The organism is Roseovarius sp. D0-M9 (genome assembly GCF_037083805.1).
GTDB lineage: Bacteria > Pseudomonadota > Alphaproteobacteria > Rhodobacterales > Rhodobacteraceae > Roseovarius.
The window spans coordinates 1-18,423 of sequence record NZ_JBAPKZ010000032.1; the positions used below are offsets into that span (position 1 = coordinate 1).

The following is an 18,423-nucleotide window of genomic DNA, read 5'->3' on the forward strand; positions in this document are numbered from 1 at the left end:
TGCCAATCGGCTGCCCGAGATCGTCCAGGGGATTGCCTTCAAGGACGGCATCAAGCAACTTCAAGCCGCCGCCTGATCACGCCGTCACCAACTTTCGGGCATAGCTCGGTTGCGCCAAAACAAAGATACTGCGCGCTCAGTGGCCAAGGGTGTCGAGCACTGGGCAGATGGGCACTGCGGTGCCTGAGCACCGCGCTGCAGTCCTGGCCAATGTCGCCTCTATGCGCCGGAGATCCAAGATTTTAGCTCGGACATCGGCAAGATGGCGTTCGGTGCGCTCTTTAACTTCGGCGCAGGTCGGTGCCGCGCCATCTTCGAGCCCTAAAAGCCCGCGAATGTCCTCCATCGAGAACCCGAGTTCGCGGGCGCGCAGGATAAAGCGCAGGCGCGTGGCGTGTGCGGCGGTATAGATCCGGTAGCCTGCATCTGTGCGCGGCGGGTCGGGCAGCAGGCCGGTCTTCTCGTAATAGCGGATCGTCTCGATATTGCAGCCGGTCGCTCGCGCGAGCTCACCGCGCGTGAGACCGCTCTCGCTTTCGTGATCTGACATGCAAGTTTTCCTCTTGAGCCTGTAGGTACTACAGGCTCTACAACAATAGTCAGCCAAAGACGAGAGGTGCGCAACATGGCGCTGACAGACGACAAAACGGACAACGACGACGCGGATCACTCGGCCCGAAAGGGCTGGCTGGCGGCAGGTGGCGCGCTGGGTGCCTTTCTTGCCTCAGCTTGCTGCGTTGGACCGCTAGTGCTGCTGACCCTCGGCATCTCAGGGGCCTGGATCGGAAACCTGACGGCGCTAGAGCCTTACAAGCCGATCTTCGCCGTGATCGCGCTCAGCTTTATCGGGGCCGGATTTTGGCAGGTGTATTTCCGCAAGCCGACCGTCTGCGAACCCGGTTCATACTGCGCGCGCCCATTCTCGGCATGGGTTACCCAGATCGCGCTCTGGACCTCCCTCATTCTCGTTGTCGCCGCGCTCACCATCGACTGGTGGGCGCGGCTTCTCTACTGATCCCGAAAGGACACCCTCATGAAGAAGACCCTTGCACTCGCTCTGTTCGGACTGACCGCCGTGGTCTCGATGGTCGCCATCCCTGCTGCGGCACAGTCCGTCGCCGCCGAGCAGACCGTGACCTTTACAGTCGAGAACATGACCTGCGCGCTCTGTCCCATCACGGTGAAGCGCGCGATGGAAGGTGTCGAAGGCGTCACCGCAGTCGAAATCAACTTTGAGGCGCGCACGGCCACGGTTCTCTTCGACACGGCCGCGACCAGTGCCGATGCCATCGCCGAGGCCTCGGCCAATGCCGGATATCCAGCCGTGGCGGGAAGCTGAGATCATGCGTGATGACCTCATCGGTGGAGTGCTTGCGACGGCAGTGGCGGCTCCAGTCCTGATCGTCTGCTGCGGTGGTGGCGGGGTTCTGCTGGCAGGCTTCGTTGGAGCGATTGGCGGCTAGTTGACCGGGTTGGCCGGGATCTCGGTACTGCTGGCTGCGACGGCAGTGGCGCTGACTTGGCGCACAATGCGCCGCGGCAGGAAAGCCTACGAATGCTGCGTGCAGCCGAGTACCCCGTGGGCCGCGCAGGATGGCTGAAGGCTCTGACCGCAAACTGCTACTCACCGGGATCGTCGGCACCGTGCTTGCCGCGCTCTGCTGCTTCACACCAATCCTGGTCGTGCTGTTAGGAGCCGTCGGCCTCTCCGCAGTGCTGGGCTGGATCGACTACGTTCTGCTTCCCGCACTGGCATTCTTCATCGCGCTAACCGTCTACGCCGTGTGCCGCAGACAACGGCACCAAAGCAACACCTGAAAGGAACGACCAATGATGACTCAATGCTTTTCTGCGATGGCAGTGTTTGGCGCCGGCTGGACCCTCACCGTCGGCCTGATCGCGGCAACGGCCGCAATAACTCACCTCTTGATCAGGCGTGCTGATGCGCACAGCGACAGGACGACCAAGATCGACGCGAGCACAGCATGAGTGACGCATTTGATTATGATCTGATCGTGATCGGGGCCGGCACCGGCGGCAACGGCGTGGCCCGGATGACCGCGGCGGCGGGCTGGAACGTGGCCAGCATTGACAGCCTGCCCTATGGTGGAACGTGCGCCCTGCGCGGCTGCGATCCCAAGAAAATGCTGGTGGCTGTCACCGAGGGCGTGGACTGGGCCGAAAACCTGACGGGCAAGGGCCTCAAGGCCCGGGTTTCCATCGACTGGGCCGAGATGATGGCCTTCAAGCGCAGCTTCACAAACCGGATGCCGGGGCGGATCGAGGCCGGATTGAAAAAGGTGGGCGTCACGATGCTGCACGGCGCCGCGCGCTTCACCGGCTCGGACACGATCGAGTTGAACGGCAAAACCCTGCACGCAAAGCACTTCCACATCGCCACCGGTGCGCTGCCGATGACGCTGGACATTCCCGGCGAAGAGCATTTGATCACCAGTACTGATTTTCTTGAATTGCCCGAACGCCCCGAGCGGATCGTCTTCGTCGGCGGCGGCTTCATCGCCATGGAGTTCGCCCATATCGCCAAGCGTGCCGGGGCGGCTGAGGTGACGGTTCTGGAAATGATGAACCGCCCCTTGGGCAATTTCGACCCCGATCTGGTCGCCATGCTGGTCGAGGCCTCGGAGCATCTCGGCGTCGACCTGCGGACAGAAGCGAAGGTGCTGAAGATCGAGAAACATGGCGGTGAATTCGCCATCACCGTCGAGCGGCCGGGCGGCACGGAGATCGTCATCTGCAACACCGTGGTCCATGCCACCGGGCGGGTGCCCAATATCGACGGGCTGAATCTTGAGGCCGCCGGGGTGGAATACGGCCCGCGCGGCATCACGGTCAGCAGCGCGATGCGCACCACCAACCCGGCCATCTTCGCGGCCGGAGACTGCGCCGACAGCGGCCCACAACTGACGCCGGTCTCGGCCAACGAGGGCCGTGTGGTGGGCAAGAACCTATTGGCGGGCAAGGATGCGCGGGAGGTGTCCTACCCGCCGATCCCGAGCGTCGTCTTCACCCTGCCGATGGTCGCGACCGTCGGCCTATCGGAAGCTGCAGCCCGAAAGAAGGGCCTGAAGTTCGACACGCATTTCGAGAAGACCGACGGCTGGTATTCCTCGCTGCGGGTCGGCGCGAAATGGTCGGGCTACAAGGTTCTGGTCGAGCAAGAGACCGGAAAGATCCTCGGTGCGCATCTGATCGGACCAGGGGCCGAGGAGCAAATCAACCTGTTCGCCATGGCGATAGGGGCGGGCCAGACCGCGAACCAGATCAAGGCGATGATCTTCGCCTATCCGAGTTACGCCTCCGACATCGGCGGGATGGTCTGACACACGACTTTCGGGGCGTCGCCAGCTCGACTGTTCCCACAAATAGTGAAGGAAAACGACAATGGACCAGCAAGTGGACCCCAATGACTGCTGCACACCGGACGGCGCGGGACGCCGCGACTTCGACCTTGCCGTGATCGGTGCCGGATCAGCCGGCTTCTCGGCCGCGATCACCGCCGCCGAGGGCGGCAAGCGCGTCGCGCTGATCGGGCATGGGACCATCGGCGGCACCTGCGTAAACGTGGGCTGCGTGCCCTCCAAGACGATGATCCGCGCCGCCGAGGCCCTGCACGGCGCGCGGGCTACATCCCGTTTCCCGGGCCTCAGCGGCGAGGCGCAGGTCGCCGACTGGGCGGCGCTAGTCGCGGCCAAGGACGACCTGGTCACCGACCTGCGCCAGAAGAAGTACGCCGACCTGCTGCCGGGCTACGAGGGCGTCAGCTATCTCGACGACGGCCCGGCGCGGCTCGTCCCCGGCGGGGTAGAGGTCGGCGGGCGCAGGATCACGGCTCCCAAGGTCATTGTTGCCACCGGCGGCCGACCCGCCGCGCCCGACATCCCCGGGATCCAGGACGCACCAACGCTCCACAGCACGTCGCTGCTGGAAATGGATCAGTTGCCCGAAAGCCTGATCTTCCTCGGCGGCGGCTATATCGGCGTGGAACTCGCGCAGATGATGGCGCGGATGGGCGCCCGCGTCACAATCGTCTGCCGTTCGCGCCTGCTGCCGCAGGCAGAGCCGGAGGTGTCCGAGGCGCTCACAAAAATCCTACGCGCCGAGGGTTTCACGATCCTCGATGGCGCGAGCTACGTCGCCGCGCAACGCAACGGGGAGCGCGCGGGCCTGACCGTGACGCTTGGCGGTACCTCACGCGATCTGACGGCCGATCACCTCGTCCTGACGACGGGACGCGCGTCCAATACCGAGGGGCTGGGTCTCGCCGAGATGGGCGTCGAGACCGACACACGCGGTGCGATCCAAGTCGGCGACGACATGCAGACCACGAAGCCCGGGATCTTCGCCGCCGGTGACGTGACCGACCGCGACCAGTTCGTCTACATGGCCGCCAACGGCGCCAAGCTCGCGGCCCGCAACGCCGTGCTGGAAGGGACGGAGCGCTACGACAACGCCGCGATGCCCTGGGTGGTGTTCACCGATCCGCAGGTCGCCGGCGTCGGGTTGACCGAGGCCCAGGCGCGCGCGGCGGGTCATGACGTCAAGACCAGCGTGCTGACCCTCGACAACGTACCCCGCGCGCTCGCCGCCCGCGACACGCGTGGGCTGATCAAGCTGATCGCGGGCCGGGCAACCGACCGCCTGCTGGGCGGCGTGATCATGGCCCCCGAGGGCGCCGACAGCGTTCAGACGCTTGTCATGGCCCTGAAGTTCGGCATGACGGCAAAATCGCTCGGCGAGACGATCTTCCCCTACCTCACCACCGTCGAGGGTTTGAAGCTCGCCGCGCAGACCTTCGACAAGGACGTGGCGAAACTGTCCTGCTGTGCGGGATAGATCGCTGGTGAAAGAATGCGAAGAAAAGCGCTGCGCCACGCAGTTCGTGGTTCACGGCTTGCCATGACATATGTTCCTGACATGTCCCGGCCCGGAAATCAGCCCGGCGCGATGTTGCTGTTTCCACGTTGCGAAGACAGAATCATGCGTTTTTTGCGTTCAGGACGTCTGTAAGGATGGAGCCCACCTCGTTGGGCTTTTCTTCCATGATCCAGTGCGCGGCATCAATCCAGTTCAGCCTGGCGTTCGGGATGGTCTCTTGCAGCCTCTCGGCAAAAGCCGGTTTCTGGAAGACATCGCGCTGCCCCCAGAGGATCAGTGTTTCGTGCTCCAGTTGCGTCACTTCGCCCGCGATCGCCTGAGTATATTTCGGGTGGAGGCGCCGGAAGTTGCGGAAGAGGGCCTGCTTGCCTTTCTCGCTCGACCAGGGAGCCATGATGATCTCCATGATCTCCAGAGTCATCGTCTCGGCCCGATGGACGCCCTGCGGCAGGAACCCGCGAAGCATATCGAGGAAGTCGGTCAGGCTCATCGCCGCCTCGGTGCCCGGCTCTTGCAAGGGCAGGAATTCGGGGATCGGCCACGAGTCAAAGCAGACCGCGCTGCTGAGAACCAGCTTTTTCACCCGCTCGGGATGCCGCACTGCGATGATCTGCGCCACGCCGCCGCCGATGTCATGCGACACCACGTCGGCGCGCGCGATCCCGAGCGCGTCAAGCACACCGACCATCAGCCGGGCCTGCGCGGCGATCGACACGTCAGCGTGTTCGGGCTTATCCGATTGGCCATAATTGAGCATGTCGGGCGCGATCACCCGGTGCGTGCGGGCCAGCACCGGGATGATGTTGCGCCACAGCAGGCTCGATGTCGGGATCCCGTGGATCAGCAGGACCGGCGGGCCGGTGCCCTCATCAAGGTAGGCGAGCCTGTGGCCTTCAACCTGCAGATACTTGTGGTTGTAATCGGTCGTCATGTCGGTCTCCTTCAGGGTTGGAAGGGGCGCGCCGGTGTCGCGCTGGAACGCGTCATCCCTGAGAGCCCGATTTGAAACTAATTGAGTGAGTTCAGCAGGTTGTGCTTCTGTTCGGTTGCAAAGCTGAACGGAGATCACGATGGCCTGGACCGAACTCACTCGCCGCCAGCATGCCCGAGCGGGGGGCAAATACGCAAGCGATCTGACAGACCCCGAATGGGCACTGATCGCGCCTTTCATGCCCGCACCCAAGACCACGGGCAGACCCCGCACGACAAGCTTGCGCGACGTGTTCGACGCGATCCTCTACATGGCAACGACCGGGTGCCAGTGGCGGATGCTGCCGAATGACTTTCCGCCGGTTTCGACGGTGCGAGGCTATTTCTATGCTTGGCGCAATGACGGTTTTCTCGATGAGATGAACTGCAAGCTGGTTGAAGCCGCGCGGCTGGCGGAGGGCCGCAAAGCCCAGCCGACGGCGGGGATTATCGATAGCCAGAGCCACGGAAAGCGTTGGGGTTAGCGGATATGATGCCGGAAAGCGGATCAAGGGGCGCAAGCGCCATATCGTCACTGACACGACCGGATTGCTCGTCGGGCTTGAGGTCCACAGCGCCGGGATTCAGGATCGTGATGGCGCGCCGGATGTGTTGAGAGCCGTTGCGTCGCGCTACCCCATGCTGCGCCATGTCTTTGCGGATGGCGGTTATGCAGGACCCAAACTGCGAGACGCTCTGAAAGCCATCGGACGTTGGAGCGTCCAGATCGTCAAACGCTCCGACACCGCCGACGGGTTCGAGGTTCTGCCACACCGATGGGTGGTCGAGCGCACCCTTGCCTGGCTGGGCCGATGCCGCCACCTGTCAAAGGATTGGGAAAAATCCATCGCCAGCGCAGAGGCATGGATCACAATCGCCCACATTCGACGCGTCACACGCCATCTCGCAAGGGATTAATAATGCTCAGATAGTTTTGAATCAGACTCTGAGACTGGGCACCGATCCCCTCGAACATTTCGCGCAGATCGACGGTCGAGCGCGCGTCGATATCGGCGAAGTTTCGGCCCAGCCAGCGGCTGGCTGTCTCGTGGCCCATGTCGCGCAGCATGTTCAAGAAATCCGATCAGCTTCCCCTTCTGATGCGCAAAGGGATGCGCGACATAGGTGCACACTGTCACCGGGCCCAGCAAAACGGATCTTGCGCTGTTCAACGCAGCGCATCAACTGCCTCTCGGGTAGTCAAGACCTTGCTGGCGATGAATTTGAAGTTGATGATGGCGGCCTGGTACCCGTCACCGAGATCCGGATCGATGGCGGCTGCGGTGGCGTCCAATACGACAAACACTTCGAATCCCTGTTCGACCAGATCGCGCATGTGCGACTCCACGCACAGGTTCGCCGACATCCCGGCTAGGACGACCTTGTTGATCCCGTGTTTGCGCAACTGCAGTACCAGGTCGTTGTTCTGGGGTCCGTAGACCTTGTGAGGACTGACCACGATAACGTTGCTATCGGTCAGAAGCGGCTTCAACCGCTCCAGCCAGTCAGCCCCGGATCCCTCGAATCCGGACAGGTCCAGCGGACCACTGCGGGTAAACATGCCGATCTCATGCATCTTGGTTTCGAGCGTGCCACCAAACTGCCACTCCTTGTCGGCTGGATAATAGTAGTGCGGAGACACGAAAGTCCGGTAGTCAGCGTCTCGCGCGGCGGTCAACAAGGTTTCGAGGTTGGCGATCGTGTTGTTTTCGCGAACGCTGTCGCCGACCAAACCCCAAGCGGCACCGTCTTCGCTGAGGAAATCGTTTTGGGGATCGGTCACGACCAACGCTGTGGTTTTGTTATCGATGTTCATCTTTGTATCCTATTTGCTCAGGGGAGAAAGGGCGGGCTTATGTCGAATAATCTCCAGTCATGCGGCGGTGCCTTGGAACAGATGGGTGTCCGAGACTTGTCAGCGCCTACCTCCTCCATGCTTAGCCTCGATCCTTTCCGGCTTCGGTTTTTCCGTAGGCAGCCGAGCGAAACGAATCTACGTATCTTCGGCCCCCAATTCCGATGTGACTGATCCACTAACCAACGCGAGCCGCATTTCGTTCCGGCCGCAGAGCGCAGCAGGCACGCGGGTAGCCAAGCGAATTCAGGGACGTGAGCGTCACATCATCAAGGGTACAAGCCGCAACTTGATCGCGTGCCGCGTGGATACGGCAAATATTCAGCATCGCGACGATGCGCCCGAGGGTTTTTCAAAGCTCCGTCGCAAGGCCCCTTGAATCCGCCACGTATTTGCCGATGGCGGCTATGCCGGGCCAAAGGTGCGGAGCGCCCTGGACAACCTCGGGCGCTGACGCTGCAAATCATCAAGCGATACGATCGCGGGCTTCGAAATCCTGCCCTGAAAATTGGATGTCGAATAAGCGTTCGCCCTCGCTCGGTTGCTGCCGCCGTTGAACCAGCTCTCAGGGAACGGAAGTCGCTTCAGTGAGTTTACTGAAAATCCGACCCGTGCGGCCGGCGCGCATTACCGCAAATCTTCAAGGAGAACCCATGTCAGACAGCACTCGACAAGACGGGCACGGTGACCGAGGAACGCCCCGAAATGGCCAACCTGGTGCTGGCTGACGGGTTCGCGCGCGATGAAGTCCTGTCGCTGATCGCCGCGGTCGACAGCCAGTCCGAGCATCCCGTTGCCGAGGCGATTGTTCGTGCGGCACAGGCTTAGGGGACCGTGCGCGCTAATGCGGAAAGTTTCGAATCGATCACCGGCTTCGGTGTGCGCGCCCGGGTGTCGGGACATGACGTGCTGGTCGGGGCGGATCGCTTGATGGCGCGCGAGGGGCTGGACCCCGGCGACCTTGCCAAGGCGGAGGCTGACCTCGCCGCAAAGGGCCGTACCGCGCTTTATGCCGCCATTGACGGGCGGACTGCCGCCGTCATCGCCGTGGCCGATCCAGTGAAATCCGCCAGCGCCGAGGCGATCCGCGCCCTGCACGGCATGGGCCTTCGCGTGGCGATGATCACCGGCGACAAGCGCGAAACGGCGGAGGCCATCGCCCGCGAGGTCGGGATCGACACGGTGATCGCGGGTGTGCTCCCGGATGGGAAGGTGGCCGCGCTCGACACGTTGCGCGAGGGCGGGGCCCGCGTGGCCTTTGTCGGTGACGGTATCAACGACGCGCCTGCGCTGGTTCATGCGGATGTGGGCATCGCCATCGGCACCGGGACCGACGTGGCGATCGAGTCCGCCGATGTCGGGCGATCTGCGCGGCGTGGTCAACGCCGTTCAGGTCTCGCGCAGCCCCGGCAGAATAGGAGACACGCCATGAATATCGGAGATATCGCGCGGATTACGAATCTGCCCGCCAAGATAATTCGCTATTATGAGGATATTGGCCTGGTACATCCGGGACGCGATGCCAACACGTATCGCCGGTTCAACCAAACCGATGTGCATAAGCTGGGGTTTATCAGACGCGCAAGATCACTCGGCTTCACCATTGAAGATTGTCGTGCTCTTCTGGCTTTGTACGAAGATAAGGTCCGCGCGAGCGCAGATGTAAAACAGATCGCGCAACATCATCCGGACCTTATCGACGCGAAGATAGCCGAGTTGAAAGCGATGCGCACAACGCTTGGCCACCTGATCGAGAATTGCGCAGGGGACCACCGGCCGGATTGTCCGATCCTCGAGGATCTGGCTGTGATCTCACAGAAAGAGCCAGGCTGATGCAAGCCGTGTACCCGAAAGGCCAGATCGTCGCAGCGCGACAGGTCACAGGGTCGTGGCTGGACACGCGCTCTCGCTCAATCTATTGTTTTTCCATGCTTCGATGTTCCTCCATATTGCTTTTGGCCTTTCTCGCGATTTTCGCTGCGGGAAATATCGCGCATGCGGTAAGTGCCAATACTATGGCGCTGGACATGGCCCTGATGGATGGCAGCGCGATCTCCATGGAGGATTGCCAAGGCTGTCCTACAGATGGCGAGGGTGCCGAAGATTCGACAATGTGCCAACTCGATTGCACTGCCCCCGGTGTGGTGACCCTGACGGCATCCGCGTCTCTTGAATTCCTGATGCCGATCCTTCGTCAGGACCGCCGCCTGAGCGTGACTGCGCCGAATGGTCTGCGGGCTCCGCCAGACCCTTTCCCACCCCGACTCTTCATCTGATCCGACGCCACGGGCGCTGACACCAGCGTTTTCGTGACCGTCGGAATGCGTCTTCTGGAACCTGAACGGTTTCGGGACGCACTCGATCGCGCGACCTCTGCGCGACGGCCAATGGTAGAGATCAGATGAGACAGACACATGAAATCGACATTCACACCGGCGCTGTCGCGCCGCGGCTTTCTGGCCGGGAGCGCTGCGGCCGGTGCTGCAGTTTCCCTGAGCCCCGCCTGGGCGGACACTCCGAAGAGCTTCACCCTGCGCGCCGCGCCGGGACGGGCGCAACTGGCCCCCGAACCCTGGGGCGAGACTGACGTCTGGTGTTATGGCGGCGCCGTGCCCGGCCCCGAGATCCGGGTGCGGCAGGGCGACCGACTGCGCATCTCGGTCGAGAACGCGCTGGACGAGGATACCACCGTGCACTGGCACGGGCTTCGGGTGCCCAATGCCATGGACGGCGTCCCGCATCTGACGCAGGCCCCTATCGCGCCGGGCGAGACTTTCACTTACGACTTCGATGCACTGGATGCCGGAACATTCTGGTATCACCCCCACCAGCGCAGCTTCGAGCAGGTCGGGCGCGGGCTTTACGGTGCGCTGATCATCGAAGAAGCAAACCCGCCTCGCGTGGACCGCGAGATGGTCTGGGTACTCGACGACTGGCGGCTGACCCAAGAGGCCGGGATTGCCGAAGACTTCGGCGGGTTCCACGACATGAGCCACGCTGGGCGGTTGGGGAACACCGTCACGATCAATGGACGCGTGCCGGATGCTGTGCCGGTACGGACGGGTGAGCGGGTCCGCCTGCGACTGATCAATGCCGCCAATGCCCGCATCTTCGCGCTGGATTTCGGCGATCTGGCGCCGAAGGTCATCGCACTTGACGGCCAGCCCGTCACACCGCATGCGCCGCAGGATACACGCGGATGGGTGGTGATTGGCCCGGCCATGCGGGTCGATCTGATGATCGACATGATGGGCGCGCCGGGCGAGACACTGACAGTCACCGACCGGTTCTATTCGGACCAAAATTTCGAAGTCTTCGATCTCGCCTATGCCGCGACGCCCCTGCGCGATGCGCCACCCGACTGGGACATGGCACTGACCCCCAACCCGCTACCCGAGCCCGACCTGGCCCGTGCCCGTCGTCATGAGGTGACCTTCACCGGCGGCATGATGGGCGGGATGGTCGAGCGCCAGATGGGGCTGACATCAGCGGGTGGCATGATGGGTGGCGGGATGATGAGCCGGATGCACGATGGCGGCATCTGGTTCGTCAACGGCGTCGCGGCCGAGGGCCATATCCTCGACCCGATGCTGGTGCTGGAGCACAATGTCTCCCACGTCATCGCCATGACCAACGCCACCGCGTTCCACCACCCGATCCACCTGCACGGCCATTCCTTCCGTGTGATCAGCCGCAACGGGACGCCCACGGCGCATCGTGAATGGCAGGACACGGTGCTGATGGCCCCGCGTGAACGGGTCGAGATCGCCTTGGTCGCCGACAATCCGGGGGACTGGATGTTTCATTGCCACATCCTCGAGCATCAGGCGGGCGGGATGATGGGTGTGATCCGTGTGGGGTGAGGGGAAAGCAATGCTGAATGTGAACTCTGAAAACACACGGTCGCTCGGACGGCGCGGCGTGCTGGCCCTGCTGGGCGGTGTGGCCGCCGCCGGGCTGTTGCCTACGCAGCGGGCGCGGGCCGAGGGCACGTCGCACTCTGTTCTGGCGTTCGACGGTGATGCGCTTGTCGTGGCTGGCGAGCAGGTGTGGCGGTTTGATCCGTCCGGCGATGCAATCCTTCTGCCCGCACCGCGCAGCCCGATCCGGGCGCTGGCCTGTCACCCAGACCGGCCGGGGCGGCTTTTCGCGGCGCGCATCGGCGGCGGGCTGGACCTCTCTGGCGATGGGGGCCGAACATGGGCTGGGACCTCGGACGGTTTGCCACTTGCGCAGGTCACCGCGCTTGCGATTGCGGCGGGAGCACCGGACACGATCTATGCAGCGCTCGCGGGCGACGGACTGTGGCGCAGCGAGGATGCGGGGACCAACTGGTCGTTCGTGATGGATCGCCCCTGGCTTGCCGAGGCCGAGCGCGAGGTGCTCACCCTCGCTTCGGTCAATCTCGCCAGCGGTATGGGCGGTATCTGGATCTATGCCGGGACCGATCAGGGCGTGACGCGAGTGCCCGACTGTTTCTGTCGCTGGCAGGACGTGGTGGCGGGTGACGCGATGGATGCGCTGGTGGCGGGCACGCCGCGAGCGCTCGAGGCACCGTTGCCAAAGGGCGAACCCGTCCGCGCGCTGGTCTCAGCTCATAGCGCGCCGGACCGGCTCTACGCGGCGCTGCCTTCGGGGCTTTGGGCCTCCACAGATGGTGGCGTTGCGTGGGAAAACAGGTCCAGCCTGCACGCACAGGCGCTTGCCGTTGATTCGACAGATCCAGACCACATCGCCGGCGCCTACAATACAGAACTGAAACACAGCCGTGACGGGGGTGCCACATGGGCCACTCTTGCGGCTTTCTGAGACAGGAACATCGATCATGAGAAAAAGATTTGCCATTGCGCTGGGGATCGCCGGTGTCGCCACGGCGGCTTTTATCACGGCCGATCGCGATACCCGTTCGACCCTTGTCGCATCCGCCGCCGCACAAAGCGCCGAGCCTGTGACCATCTGGCGCGATCCCGGCTGCGGTTGCTGCGACGCTTATGCCGAATATCTGCGCGCCGAGGGCTTCGCGGTCAACGTGATCGACGACCGCGATTTCGACCAGAGATCGATGGAAGTGGGCGTGCCCGAGCGGGGTATCGGATGTCACCTCGCCATGGTCGACGGCTATGTGATCAGCGGCCTTGTCCCGTCCGAGATCATTGAACGGTTGCTGGAGGAACGCCCGGACATCACGGGCATCACCCTGCCGGGCATGCCCGGCAACGCGCCGGGCATGGCAACCGCGAAAACCGGAACTCTGCGCACCTATGCCTTCGGGCCGGAAGGCGTAGCGGTCTATTCCGATGAATGACGGCGCGGGCCTGTTGGCTGACACGCTCGGAACCGCCTTTGCGATTCTCGCGATGACCCTCGGACCCATTCTCGTCGTTGCAGGGCTTTGCCTCGCGATTTGGGCAATCTGTAAATACGTAAGGAGTTCAAAATGAACGGAACAGTAGACAACCCAGGAACGGGAATGATGAGCGATTGCATGGGCCAGATGATGGGCGGCCCCATGATGGGCATGATGCTGGGTGGGGGGCTTGTCTTCCTGCTGCTGATTGCGGTGCTGATCCTCGCAGCGGCGGCGCTGATCAAATATCTGCGGCGGCCGACATGACACGCGTCGGGTTGGTTTGCGGGGGCGTCCTCGCACTGGTCGCGGGCGTGGCCGCCTGGGTCGTGGCGGCCGCGCCGCAGGGCATCCCGGAAGGGTTGACCTTTCTGTGCGCGCCGGTGACGGCCGAACAGGTCGAACTCGGGCAGGATCTTTATGCGGCCAATTGCGCGTCTTGTCATGGGGTCAATCTGGAAGGTCAGCCGGATTGGCGCAGGCGGAACGAAGACGGTCGCATGCCAGCGCCGCCGCATGATGCCAGCGGTCACACCTGGCATCATGCCGACCGGCAGCTGTTCACTATCACGAAGCTGGGCGTCGGCGCGGTGATCCCCGGCTACGAGAGCGACATGCCCGCATTTGAAGGCATTCTCTCGGATGACGAGATCATTGCTGTGCTCGCCTTCATCAAGAGCACATGGCCCGAACGCGAACGCGGGTTTCAGGCAGAGGTGACGGCCAATGACGGGGACGGATCATGACCGCAGGGGCACAGCCAACCAAGTGCCGGGTCTCGCCGCTGGCGGTGTTGCCCGTCGTGATTTTTGCAGGCCTCGCTACCATGTTCTTCTGGGGGCTGTTCAATAACGATGATCGGCTGCCCTCGACCCTGATCGGCAAGCCGGTTCCGGACTTCGATCTGCCGCCGATCGAGGGGCGCAGCGACGGGTTGGCCACAACCGATCTCGCGGGCGAGGTGTCGATAGTGAATGTCTGGGCGTCATGGTGCGTGCCGTGCCGGGTCGAGATGCCATTGCTGGTCGAACTGGCGGCCACCGGTTCGGTTCCCATCTATGGCATCAATCACCGCGATCCACCCGGCGCCGCGCTGGCCTTTCTGGACGAGCTCGGCGACCCCTACACCCAGATCGGGGCCGACCGAAACGGGCGCGCCTCCATCGAGTGGGGGGTTTACGGCCTGCCCGAGACCTTCGTGATCGATGGTGAGGGACGCATCGCCTACAAGCATGTCGGGCCCCTTGACCGCCGCACGCTGGATGACGAGATCTTGCCGCTTGCCCGCCGGTTGCAGACGGAGGATGGAACATGAGGCGCCGCGACCTGCTGACCGGTGCGCTGGCTTTTGCTGCGACACCCGCTGCCGCAAGCCCCGTGATGCCGCTGCATGAGACACCGCGCGAGCTGCTGTCGCCGCCCTTCGTGGATGGTGACGGGCGCGACCTCACTTTGGCGGATTTCCACGGCCGCGTGGTGTTGCTCAATATCTGGGCCACCTGGTGTGCGCCTTGCCGGGAGGAAATGCCGACGCTCGATGCGTTGCAGGCGCGGCTTGGCGGCGACGATTTCCATGTCCTGCCGCTGTCGATCGATCGGGCGGGGTTGGGGCCGGTGCGCCGCTTCTATGACGAAATCGGTATCCAGCATCTGGATATGTACCTTGCCGAGGACATCCGCGCGATGCTGGCCTTCGCCGTCATCGGCTTGCCGACAACGATCTTGATCAATCGGCAAGGGTATGAGGTGGGTCGGCTTGCCGGCCCGGCTGACTGGGACAGTCCGGACAACATCACGCTCTTCGAGACAATCATTACAAAAGGATAAAATATACGATGACCAACATACCTCTTGTGCGCCGCCGGCAGGCCGCGCCCGCTCGCTGGCCATTTAGCCGCCGTCAGACCGTGATCGTGGCGATGATCGCGGTCGGGGCGGGCCTTTGGTTCAACTGGGGCTGGCTCGCTGCGATCGGTGTCGCCCCCGTGATCGTGGGCCTCGCTCCCTGTGCGGTGATGTGCGCCACGGGATACTGCGTCATGTGCAAAAGCAAGGGCTGTGACGCAGAAAAGACCCCGGCCGATATGCCGAACACGACGAGGGACTGACCTTTCAACTCTACCCAAGGAGACGACCATGAGAACGACCAAGACACTGAGCCTCGCTGCCACGTTCGCAGTTCTTGTCGCAGCCCCGATGACATTTGCACAGGAAAACACCGCGCCCGCGCCGATGGACGGGCAGATGATGCAAGGTGGCGGCACGATGGGGGATATGTCCGGCATGCAGAACATGATGGGCATGATGCAGATGATGGAGGCCTGCACCGAGATGATGCAGGCGATGTCTGATCACCCGCATCAGGGCATGCCTGAGCAAAAAGGGTGACACTTGCGCGGGCTTCGTCCTGACGTGGCCCGCGCGACCATACTGAAAGCAAACCGATGATAACAACAAACATATCCACAAGCACCCTGCGCCGCACTCTCTGGGCGTCGACAGGTGTTGCCGCGCTCGCGTTCGGGGCTGCCTTCTTCTGGCGGGCACAGACCCCGCAGGAGCTGACCGGCCCCCGCATCACCGGCGAGGCGGCGATCACCAATGCCTATACCCTGACCGACCATACCGGACGATCGGTGACGGCAGACAGTTTTGACGGCCAGTGGCAGATGGTGTTCTTCGGCTTCACCCATTGCCCCGATATCTGCCCGACGACGCTGGCCTACATGGCGCAGGTCATGGATGAACTTGGGCCTGACGCCGCGCAAGTGACGCCGACCTTCATCACCGTGGACCCGGCGCGCGACACGCGCGACGTCATGGCCGCCTATGTCGAGGCCTTCCATCCCCGCATGGTTGGCCTGACCGGAACCGAGGCGCAGGTCGCTGAGGCTGCCGGAAATTTCCGCGTCTGGTATGAGCGCGCCGAGGACGCCAGCATGCCCGATGGCTACTCCATGGCCCATGCCGGGCACATTTATGTCATGGCACCGGATGGCCGCTTCGTCGACGTCTGGCTGGAGGGTGACGCGCCCGCCGAAGCCTTTGCAGCCGATCTCCTGACCGTAATTCAATCGACAGGATCTTCCTCGTGAGAAACATCGCATTCGCCGCCTTCTGCGCGGCCCTGCCGACCATCGCCGCCGCCGAAATGACGGTGTCCGAGCCGTGGGCGCGCGCCAGCATTCAGGCCAACCGCCCCGGTGCCGCCTACCTGACACTGCAAAGCGATGTCGCGGATCGGCTCATGTTCCTTGGGACGCCGGTCGCAGGTCAGGTGATGCTGCACGGCACTGAGACGGACGCGAACGGCGTAGCGCGCATGGACCATATCGAGGCGCTCGACATTGAACCCGGCACCCCCGTCACCTTTGCCCCGGGCGGCATGCACCTGATGTTGATGGGACTGGTCGCGAAGCTGGAGGAGGGCAGCACCTTCCCCCTGACCCTGAGTTTCCAGCATGCCGGGGATATCACGGTCGAGATTCAGATTCTCGGCATTGCAGCGACCGGGCCAGAGGGCGAGGAATGAAATACATCCTTGTCAGTCTTGTGCTGGTCCTGTCGCCGGTTGCGGTCTTCGCGCATCATCCGGGCGAACGGATCGACGAGGTGATGGCCGCGCGCGAACCCGCGTTCGAGGCTACTGATTTGCGGCGCACGCCGCGCCTGCGCGCGACCGATGCCGATGGCACGCCACTGCGGCTCGACACCATGCAGGACAGTATCGTCGTCGTCAGTTTCGCGCCCGAGGGCTGTGGCGCTCCCTGCGAGGCGCAGCAGGCGCTGTTGCGCGAGGTGCAGGATGGAGTGAACGTCACGCCGATGCGCGAGATGGTCACCTTCCTCACTGTCGGTCCTGCGGCAGAGGGCTGGGACGGCACGAACTGGCACGCGATTTCTATCGAGGGCGGTATCCCTCAAGTATCAAATGACTTCGCCGCCTTGTCGAGCCGCGACACCGACGCCCCGATGATCCATGTCATCGCCCGTGGCGGGCGTCACGCCGCGATCTTCCACGGCGCGGATTTCTCTCATGTGAACCTCATCCTCTACATCAACGAATTGACCAATGCAGCGCCGCCGCCCGAACCGGGCCTTCTCGACAGCATCTTTGGAGTTTTCCAATGAAAGGAGTCCCGTTCACAGATGTCGGGGAGTCGCGCGATTGGCTGGGCGCGCTGCGCCGGTATTTCGTCTTCTCCGCTATCGCGCACCTTATCTGGGAATTCGCGCATATGCCGCTCTACACGATCTGGCTGACCGGAACGCTGGGGGAGATCGTCTTTGCGGCGGTTCACTGCACCGGTGGCGATATCCTGATCACGCTCAGCACCTTCTTTCTGGCGCTTCTGCTGCTCGGCCGACCCACGTGGCCGCAGACGCAAGCGCCCCGTGTTCTGCTTGCTGCGCTGGTCTTCGGTCTCGGCTACACGATCTTCAGCGAATGGTTGAACATCGAGATCCGTGAAGCCTGGGCTTACCGCGATCTCATGCCGGTCATTCCCGTGATCGACGCAGGGCTGAGTCCTGTTCTGCAATGGGTGGTCATTCCGACTGCGGCCTATTCCTATGCTCTTGGCTGGTGGCCGTGGCGACAGAGAACGCTGGAGGCTTCGCATGGCTGACCTCTCGCTCATCAGCATGACTGCGGCTCTTCTTGCAGGTGCAATATCTTTCGTCTCACCTTGCGTACTCCCGCTCGTGCCCGGCTATGTCTCCTATATTGCGGGGCGCTCGGTGGGCGGCGCAGTGACCCCGGGCCGCGGCCAGGTTGTCTGGCTGAGCCTTTGGTTTGTGCTGGGTTTTTCCACGATTTTCATGATCCTCGGGGCCTCTGCCACGGCCCTCGGGCAATCATTGCTGCGCTGGCGGTACGAGCTCAACTTCCTCGGCGGTGGGATCATCATCCTGTTCGGGCTCTTCATGCTGGGGGCGGCACGTATTCAGGCGATGGAGCGGGATTTGCGGTTTCACCTCGACCTGCCGGGAGGACGCCCCACGGGCTCTTACGTGCTTGGGCTTGCCTTCGGCTTTGGCTGGACTCCTTGCATCGGCCCAATCCTCGGCGCGATCCTGACGGCAAGCGCGACAAGTGCAACGATTGGGCAGGGCGTGACACTGCTTGCGATCTACTCCGCCGGACTTGGCATCCCGTTCCTGATCGTCGCCGCGTTCACCGACCGCCTTACGGGTCGTTTGCGTGGCGCGGGACGTGTGGGCCGCCGTCTGCATCAGGGGGCGGGCGTCGTGATGATCCTGATGGGGCTGGCCATGATCACCGGACAGTTGAGCGCGCTCTCATACTGGTTACTCGATGTGTTTCCGGTGTTGGGAAAGATCGGGTGATCGATGG

The 18,423-nt window shown here is 63.0% G+C and carries 25 protein-coding genes and 2 pseudogenes; 23 read left to right on the forward strand and 4 right to left on the reverse strand.

The window, feature by feature from the left end; genetic code table 11:
* Positions 1 to 136: 136 nt before the first annotated feature.
* Positions 137 to 550 (reverse strand): MerR family transcriptional regulator, encoded by a 414-nt coding sequence (locus tag V8352_RS17105; RefSeq protein ID WP_336425519.1) that lies wholly within the window; start codon positions 548 to 550, stop codon positions 137 to 139.
* A 75-nt stretch (positions 551 to 625) separates the two neighbouring features.
* Between V8352_RS17105 and V8352_RS17110 the strand changes: the two genes are divergently transcribed.
* The 5 genes from V8352_RS17110 to merA all read left to right on the forward strand — a co-directional run bounded on the left by V8352_RS17110 (position 626) and on the right by merA (position 4,854).
* The gene (locus tag V8352_RS17110) at positions 626 to 1,015 is read left to right on the forward strand and encodes a mercuric transporter MerT family protein (protein ID WP_336425520.1); all 390 of its coding nucleotides are present in this window, start codon (positions 626 to 628) and stop codon (positions 1,013 to 1,015) included.
* 18 nt (positions 1,016 to 1,033) lie between these two features.
* Complete coding sequence (locus V8352_RS17115) at positions 1,034 to 1,339, forward strand: heavy-metal-associated domain-containing protein (RefSeq protein WP_336425521.1); 306 nt, start codon at positions 1,034 to 1,036, stop codon at positions 1,337 to 1,339.
* Positions 1,340 to 1,593: 254 nt separating this feature from the next.
* A complete protein-coding gene (gene merF / locus V8352_RS17120) occupies positions 1,594 to 1,818 on the forward strand; it encodes a mercury resistance system transport protein MerF (RefSeq protein WP_336425522.1) in 225 nt (74 codons plus the stop codon).
* A 167-nt stretch (positions 1,819 to 1,985) separates the two neighbouring features.
* Positions 1,986 to 3,341, forward strand: a complete 1,356-nt coding sequence (locus V8352_RS17125) for a dihydrolipoyl dehydrogenase family protein (RefSeq protein WP_336425523.1) — start codon at positions 1,986 to 1,988, stop codon at positions 3,339 to 3,341.
* Between the two features lie 61 nt (positions 3,342 to 3,402).
* Positions 3,403 to 4,854, forward strand: coding sequence for a mercury(II) reductase (merA, locus tag V8352_RS17130; protein ID WP_336425524.1), 1,452 nt, complete (start codon positions 3,403 to 3,405; stop codon positions 4,852 to 4,854).
* A 142-nt stretch (positions 4,855 to 4,996) separates the two neighbouring features.
* On the opposite strand, the gene V8352_RS17135 is transcribed toward merA, so the two are convergent.
* A complete protein-coding gene (locus tag V8352_RS17135) occupies positions 4,997 to 5,827 on the reverse strand; it encodes an alpha/beta fold hydrolase (protein ID WP_336425525.1) in 831 nt (276 codons plus the stop codon).
* Between the two features lie 139 nt (positions 5,828 to 5,966).
* Between V8352_RS17135 and V8352_RS17140 the strand changes: the two are divergent.
* Positions 5,967 to 6,783, forward strand: a pseudogene (locus V8352_RS17140) (IS5 family transposase).
* Here V8352_RS17140 and V8352_RS17145 read toward each other — a convergent pair.
* Entirely contained in the window at positions 6,758 to 6,934 is a 177-nt protein-coding gene (locus V8352_RS17145) for a hypothetical protein (RefSeq protein ID WP_336425526.1), read from the reverse strand. The pseudogene V8352_RS17140 and the gene V8352_RS17145 sit on opposite strands and share 26 nt — an antisense overlap.
* A 99-nt stretch (positions 6,935 to 7,033) precedes the next feature.
* Positions 7,034 to 7,681, reverse strand: a complete 648-nt coding sequence (locus tag V8352_RS17150; RefSeq protein WP_336425527.1) for a cysteine hydrolase — start codon at positions 7,679 to 7,681, stop codon at positions 7,034 to 7,036.
* 702 nt (positions 7,682 to 8,383) lie between these two features.
* On the opposite strand from V8352_RS17150, the pseudogene V8352_RS17160 reads away from it, so the two are divergent.
* From V8352_RS17160 to V8352_RS17240, 17 genes and pseudogenes are all read left to right on the forward strand, one after another.
* Positions 8,384 to 9,122 (forward strand): annotated as a pseudogene (locus V8352_RS17160) (HAD-IC family P-type ATPase); the annotation flags it as partial.
* Between the two features lie 26 nt (positions 9,123 to 9,148).
* Complete coding sequence (gene cueR / locus V8352_RS17165) at positions 9,149 to 9,553, forward strand: Cu(I)-responsive transcriptional regulator (RefSeq protein ID WP_336425528.1); 405 nt, start codon at positions 9,149 to 9,151, stop codon at positions 9,551 to 9,553.
* 95 nt (positions 9,554 to 9,648) lie between these two features.
* Positions 9,649 to 9,996, forward strand: coding sequence for a hypothetical protein (locus V8352_RS17170; protein WP_336425529.1), 348 nt, complete (start codon positions 9,649 to 9,651; stop codon positions 9,994 to 9,996).
* Between the two features lie 138 nt (positions 9,997 to 10,134).
* Positions 10,135 to 11,583 carry a multicopper oxidase family protein gene (locus tag V8352_RS17175; protein ID WP_336425530.1) on the forward strand — a complete coding sequence of 483 codons (1,449 nt, stop codon included), beginning with the start codon at positions 10,135 to 10,137 and terminating at the stop codon, positions 11,581 to 11,583.
* Between the two features lie 10 nt (positions 11,584 to 11,593).
* Positions 11,594 to 12,529 carry a WD40/YVTN/BNR-like repeat-containing protein gene (locus V8352_RS17180; RefSeq protein ID WP_336425531.1) on the forward strand — a complete coding sequence of 312 codons (936 nt, stop codon included), beginning with the start codon at positions 11,594 to 11,596 and terminating at the stop codon, positions 12,527 to 12,529.
* A gap of 16 nt (positions 12,530 to 12,545) precedes the next feature.
* Positions 12,546 to 13,025, forward strand: coding sequence for a DUF411 domain-containing protein (locus tag V8352_RS17185; RefSeq protein ID WP_336425532.1), 480 nt, complete (start codon positions 12,546 to 12,548; stop codon positions 13,023 to 13,025).
* Between the two features lie 132 nt (positions 13,026 to 13,157).
* Entirely contained in the window at positions 13,158 to 13,334 is a 177-nt protein-coding gene (locus tag V8352_RS17190) for a hypothetical protein (protein ID WP_336425533.1), read from the forward strand.
* Entirely contained in the window at positions 13,331 to 13,813 is a 483-nt protein-coding gene (locus V8352_RS17195; protein ID WP_336425534.1) for a c-type cytochrome, read from the forward strand. The genes V8352_RS17190 and V8352_RS17195 overlap by 4 nt, the downstream gene beginning before the upstream one ends.
* Positions 13,810 to 14,382 carry a DsbE family thiol:disulfide interchange protein gene (locus V8352_RS17200; protein WP_336425535.1) on the forward strand — a complete coding sequence of 191 codons (573 nt, stop codon included), beginning with the start codon at positions 13,810 to 13,812 and terminating at the stop codon, positions 14,380 to 14,382. The genes V8352_RS17195 and V8352_RS17200 overlap by 4 nt, the downstream gene beginning before the upstream one ends.
* Positions 14,379 to 14,894: a TlpA family protein disulfide reductase gene (locus tag V8352_RS17205; protein WP_336425536.1), complete on the forward strand. Its 516-nt coding sequence runs from the start codon at positions 14,379 to 14,381 to the stop codon at positions 14,892 to 14,894. The genes V8352_RS17200 and V8352_RS17205 overlap by 4 nt, the downstream gene beginning before the upstream one ends.
* 8 nt (positions 14,895 to 14,902) lie before the next feature.
* A complete protein-coding gene (locus V8352_RS17210; RefSeq protein ID WP_336425537.1) occupies positions 14,903 to 15,175 on the forward strand; it encodes a hypothetical protein in 273 nt (90 codons plus the stop codon).
* A 28-nt stretch (positions 15,176 to 15,203) separates the two neighbouring features.
* Positions 15,204 to 15,455: a hypothetical protein gene (locus V8352_RS17215; RefSeq protein WP_336425538.1), complete on the forward strand. Its 252-nt coding sequence runs from the start codon at positions 15,204 to 15,206 to the stop codon at positions 15,453 to 15,455.
* A gap of 56 nt (positions 15,456 to 15,511) precedes the next feature.
* Positions 15,512 to 16,162: an SCO family protein gene (locus tag V8352_RS17220; protein WP_336425539.1), complete on the forward strand. Its 651-nt coding sequence runs from the start codon at positions 15,512 to 15,514 to the stop codon at positions 16,160 to 16,162.
* Positions 16,159 to 16,599: a copper chaperone PCu(A)C gene (locus tag V8352_RS17225; protein ID WP_336425540.1), complete on the forward strand. Its 441-nt coding sequence runs from the start codon at positions 16,159 to 16,161 to the stop codon at positions 16,597 to 16,599. The genes V8352_RS17220 and V8352_RS17225 overlap by 4 nt, the downstream gene beginning before the upstream one ends.
* Entirely contained in the window at positions 16,596 to 17,198 is a 603-nt protein-coding gene (locus tag V8352_RS17230; RefSeq protein ID WP_336425541.1) for a cytochrome-c oxidase, read from the forward strand. The genes V8352_RS17225 and V8352_RS17230 overlap by 4 nt, the downstream gene beginning before the upstream one ends.
* The gene (locus V8352_RS17235) at positions 17,195 to 17,695 is read left to right on the forward strand and encodes a hypothetical protein (RefSeq protein ID WP_336425542.1); all 501 of its coding nucleotides are present in this window, start codon (positions 17,195 to 17,197) and stop codon (positions 17,693 to 17,695) included. Before V8352_RS17230 ends, V8352_RS17235 begins: the two co-directional genes overlap by 4 nt.
* A complete protein-coding gene (locus tag V8352_RS17240; protein ID WP_336425543.1) occupies positions 17,688 to 18,416 on the forward strand; it encodes a cytochrome c biogenesis CcdA family protein in 729 nt (242 codons plus the stop codon). Before V8352_RS17235 ends, V8352_RS17240 begins: the two co-directional genes overlap by 8 nt.
* Positions 18,417 to 18,423 lie beyond the last annotated feature (7 nt).

Bases quoted from the DNA above. Each gene is read 5' to 3' on its own strand.
- V8352_RS17150 (WP_336425527.1), bottom strand. From the start codon at position 7,681: ATGAACATCGATAACAAAACCACAGCGTTGGTCGTGACCGATCCCCAA.
- V8352_RS17105 (WP_336425519.1), bottom strand. From the start codon at position 550: ATGTCAGATCACGAAAGCGAGAGCGGTCTCACGCGCGGTGAGCTCGCG.
- V8352_RS17145 (WP_336425526.1), bottom strand. From the start codon at position 6,934: ATGCTGCGCGACATGGGCCACGAGACAGCCAGCCGCTGGCTGGGCCGA.
- V8352_RS17185 (WP_336425532.1), top strand. From the start codon at position 12,546: ATGAGAAAAAGATTTGCCATTGCGCTGGGGATCGCCGGTGTCGCCACG.
- V8352_RS17220 (WP_336425539.1), top strand. From the start codon at position 15,512: ATGATAACAACAAACATATCCACAAGCACCCTGCGCCGCACTCTCTGG.
- V8352_RS17110 (WP_336425520.1), top strand. From the start codon at position 626: ATGGCGCTGACAGACGACAAAACGGACAACGACGACGCGGATCACTCG.
- V8352_RS17195 (WP_336425534.1), top strand. From the start codon at position 13,331: ATGACACGCGTCGGGTTGGTTTGCGGGGGCGTCCTCGCACTGGTCGCG.
- V8352_RS17125 (WP_336425523.1), top strand. From the start codon at position 1,986: ATGAGTGACGCATTTGATTATGATCTGATCGTGATCGGGGCCGGCACC.
- V8352_RS17240 (WP_336425543.1), top strand. From the start codon at position 17,688: ATGGCTGACCTCTCGCTCATCAGCATGACTGCGGCTCTTCTTGCAGGT.
- merA (WP_336425524.1), top strand. From the start codon at position 3,403: ATGGACCAGCAAGTGGACCCCAATGACTGCTGCACACCGGACGGCGCG.
- V8352_RS17135 (WP_336425525.1), bottom strand. From the start codon at position 5,827: ATGACGACCGATTACAACCACAAGTATCTGCAGGTTGAAGGCCACAGG.
- V8352_RS17235 (WP_336425542.1), top strand. From the start codon at position 17,195: ATGAAAGGAGTCCCGTTCACAGATGTCGGGGAGTCGCGCGATTGGCTG.
- V8352_RS17200 (WP_336425535.1), top strand. From the start codon at position 13,810: ATGACCGCAGGGGCACAGCCAACCAAGTGCCGGGTCTCGCCGCTGGCG.
- V8352_RS17115 (WP_336425521.1), top strand. From the start codon at position 1,034: ATGAAGAAGACCCTTGCACTCGCTCTGTTCGGACTGACCGCCGTGGTC.
- V8352_RS17210 (WP_336425537.1), top strand. From the start codon at position 14,903: ATGACCAACATACCTCTTGTGCGCCGCCGGCAGGCCGCGCCCGCTCGC.
- cueR (WP_336425528.1), top strand. From the start codon at position 9,149: ATGAATATCGGAGATATCGCGCGGATTACGAATCTGCCCGCCAAGATA.
- V8352_RS17175 (WP_336425530.1), top strand. From the start codon at position 10,135: ATGAAATCGACATTCACACCGGCGCTGTCGCGCCGCGGCTTTCTGGCC.
- V8352_RS17190 (WP_336425533.1), top strand. From the start codon at position 13,158: ATGAACGGAACAGTAGACAACCCAGGAACGGGAATGATGAGCGATTGC.
- merF (WP_336425522.1), top strand. From the start codon at position 1,594: ATGGCTGAAGGCTCTGACCGCAAACTGCTACTCACCGGGATCGTCGGC.
- V8352_RS17180 (WP_336425531.1), top strand. From the start codon at position 11,594: ATGCTGAATGTGAACTCTGAAAACACACGGTCGCTCGGACGGCGCGGC.
- V8352_RS17215 (WP_336425538.1), top strand. From the start codon at position 15,204: ATGAGAACGACCAAGACACTGAGCCTCGCTGCCACGTTCGCAGTTCTT.
- V8352_RS17205 (WP_336425536.1), top strand. From the start codon at position 14,379: ATGAGGCGCCGCGACCTGCTGACCGGTGCGCTGGCTTTTGCTGCGACA.
- V8352_RS17230 (WP_336425541.1), top strand. From the start codon at position 16,596: ATGAAATACATCCTTGTCAGTCTTGTGCTGGTCCTGTCGCCGGTTGCG.
- V8352_RS17170 (WP_336425529.1), top strand. From the start codon at position 9,649: ATGCTTCGATGTTCCTCCATATTGCTTTTGGCCTTTCTCGCGATTTTC.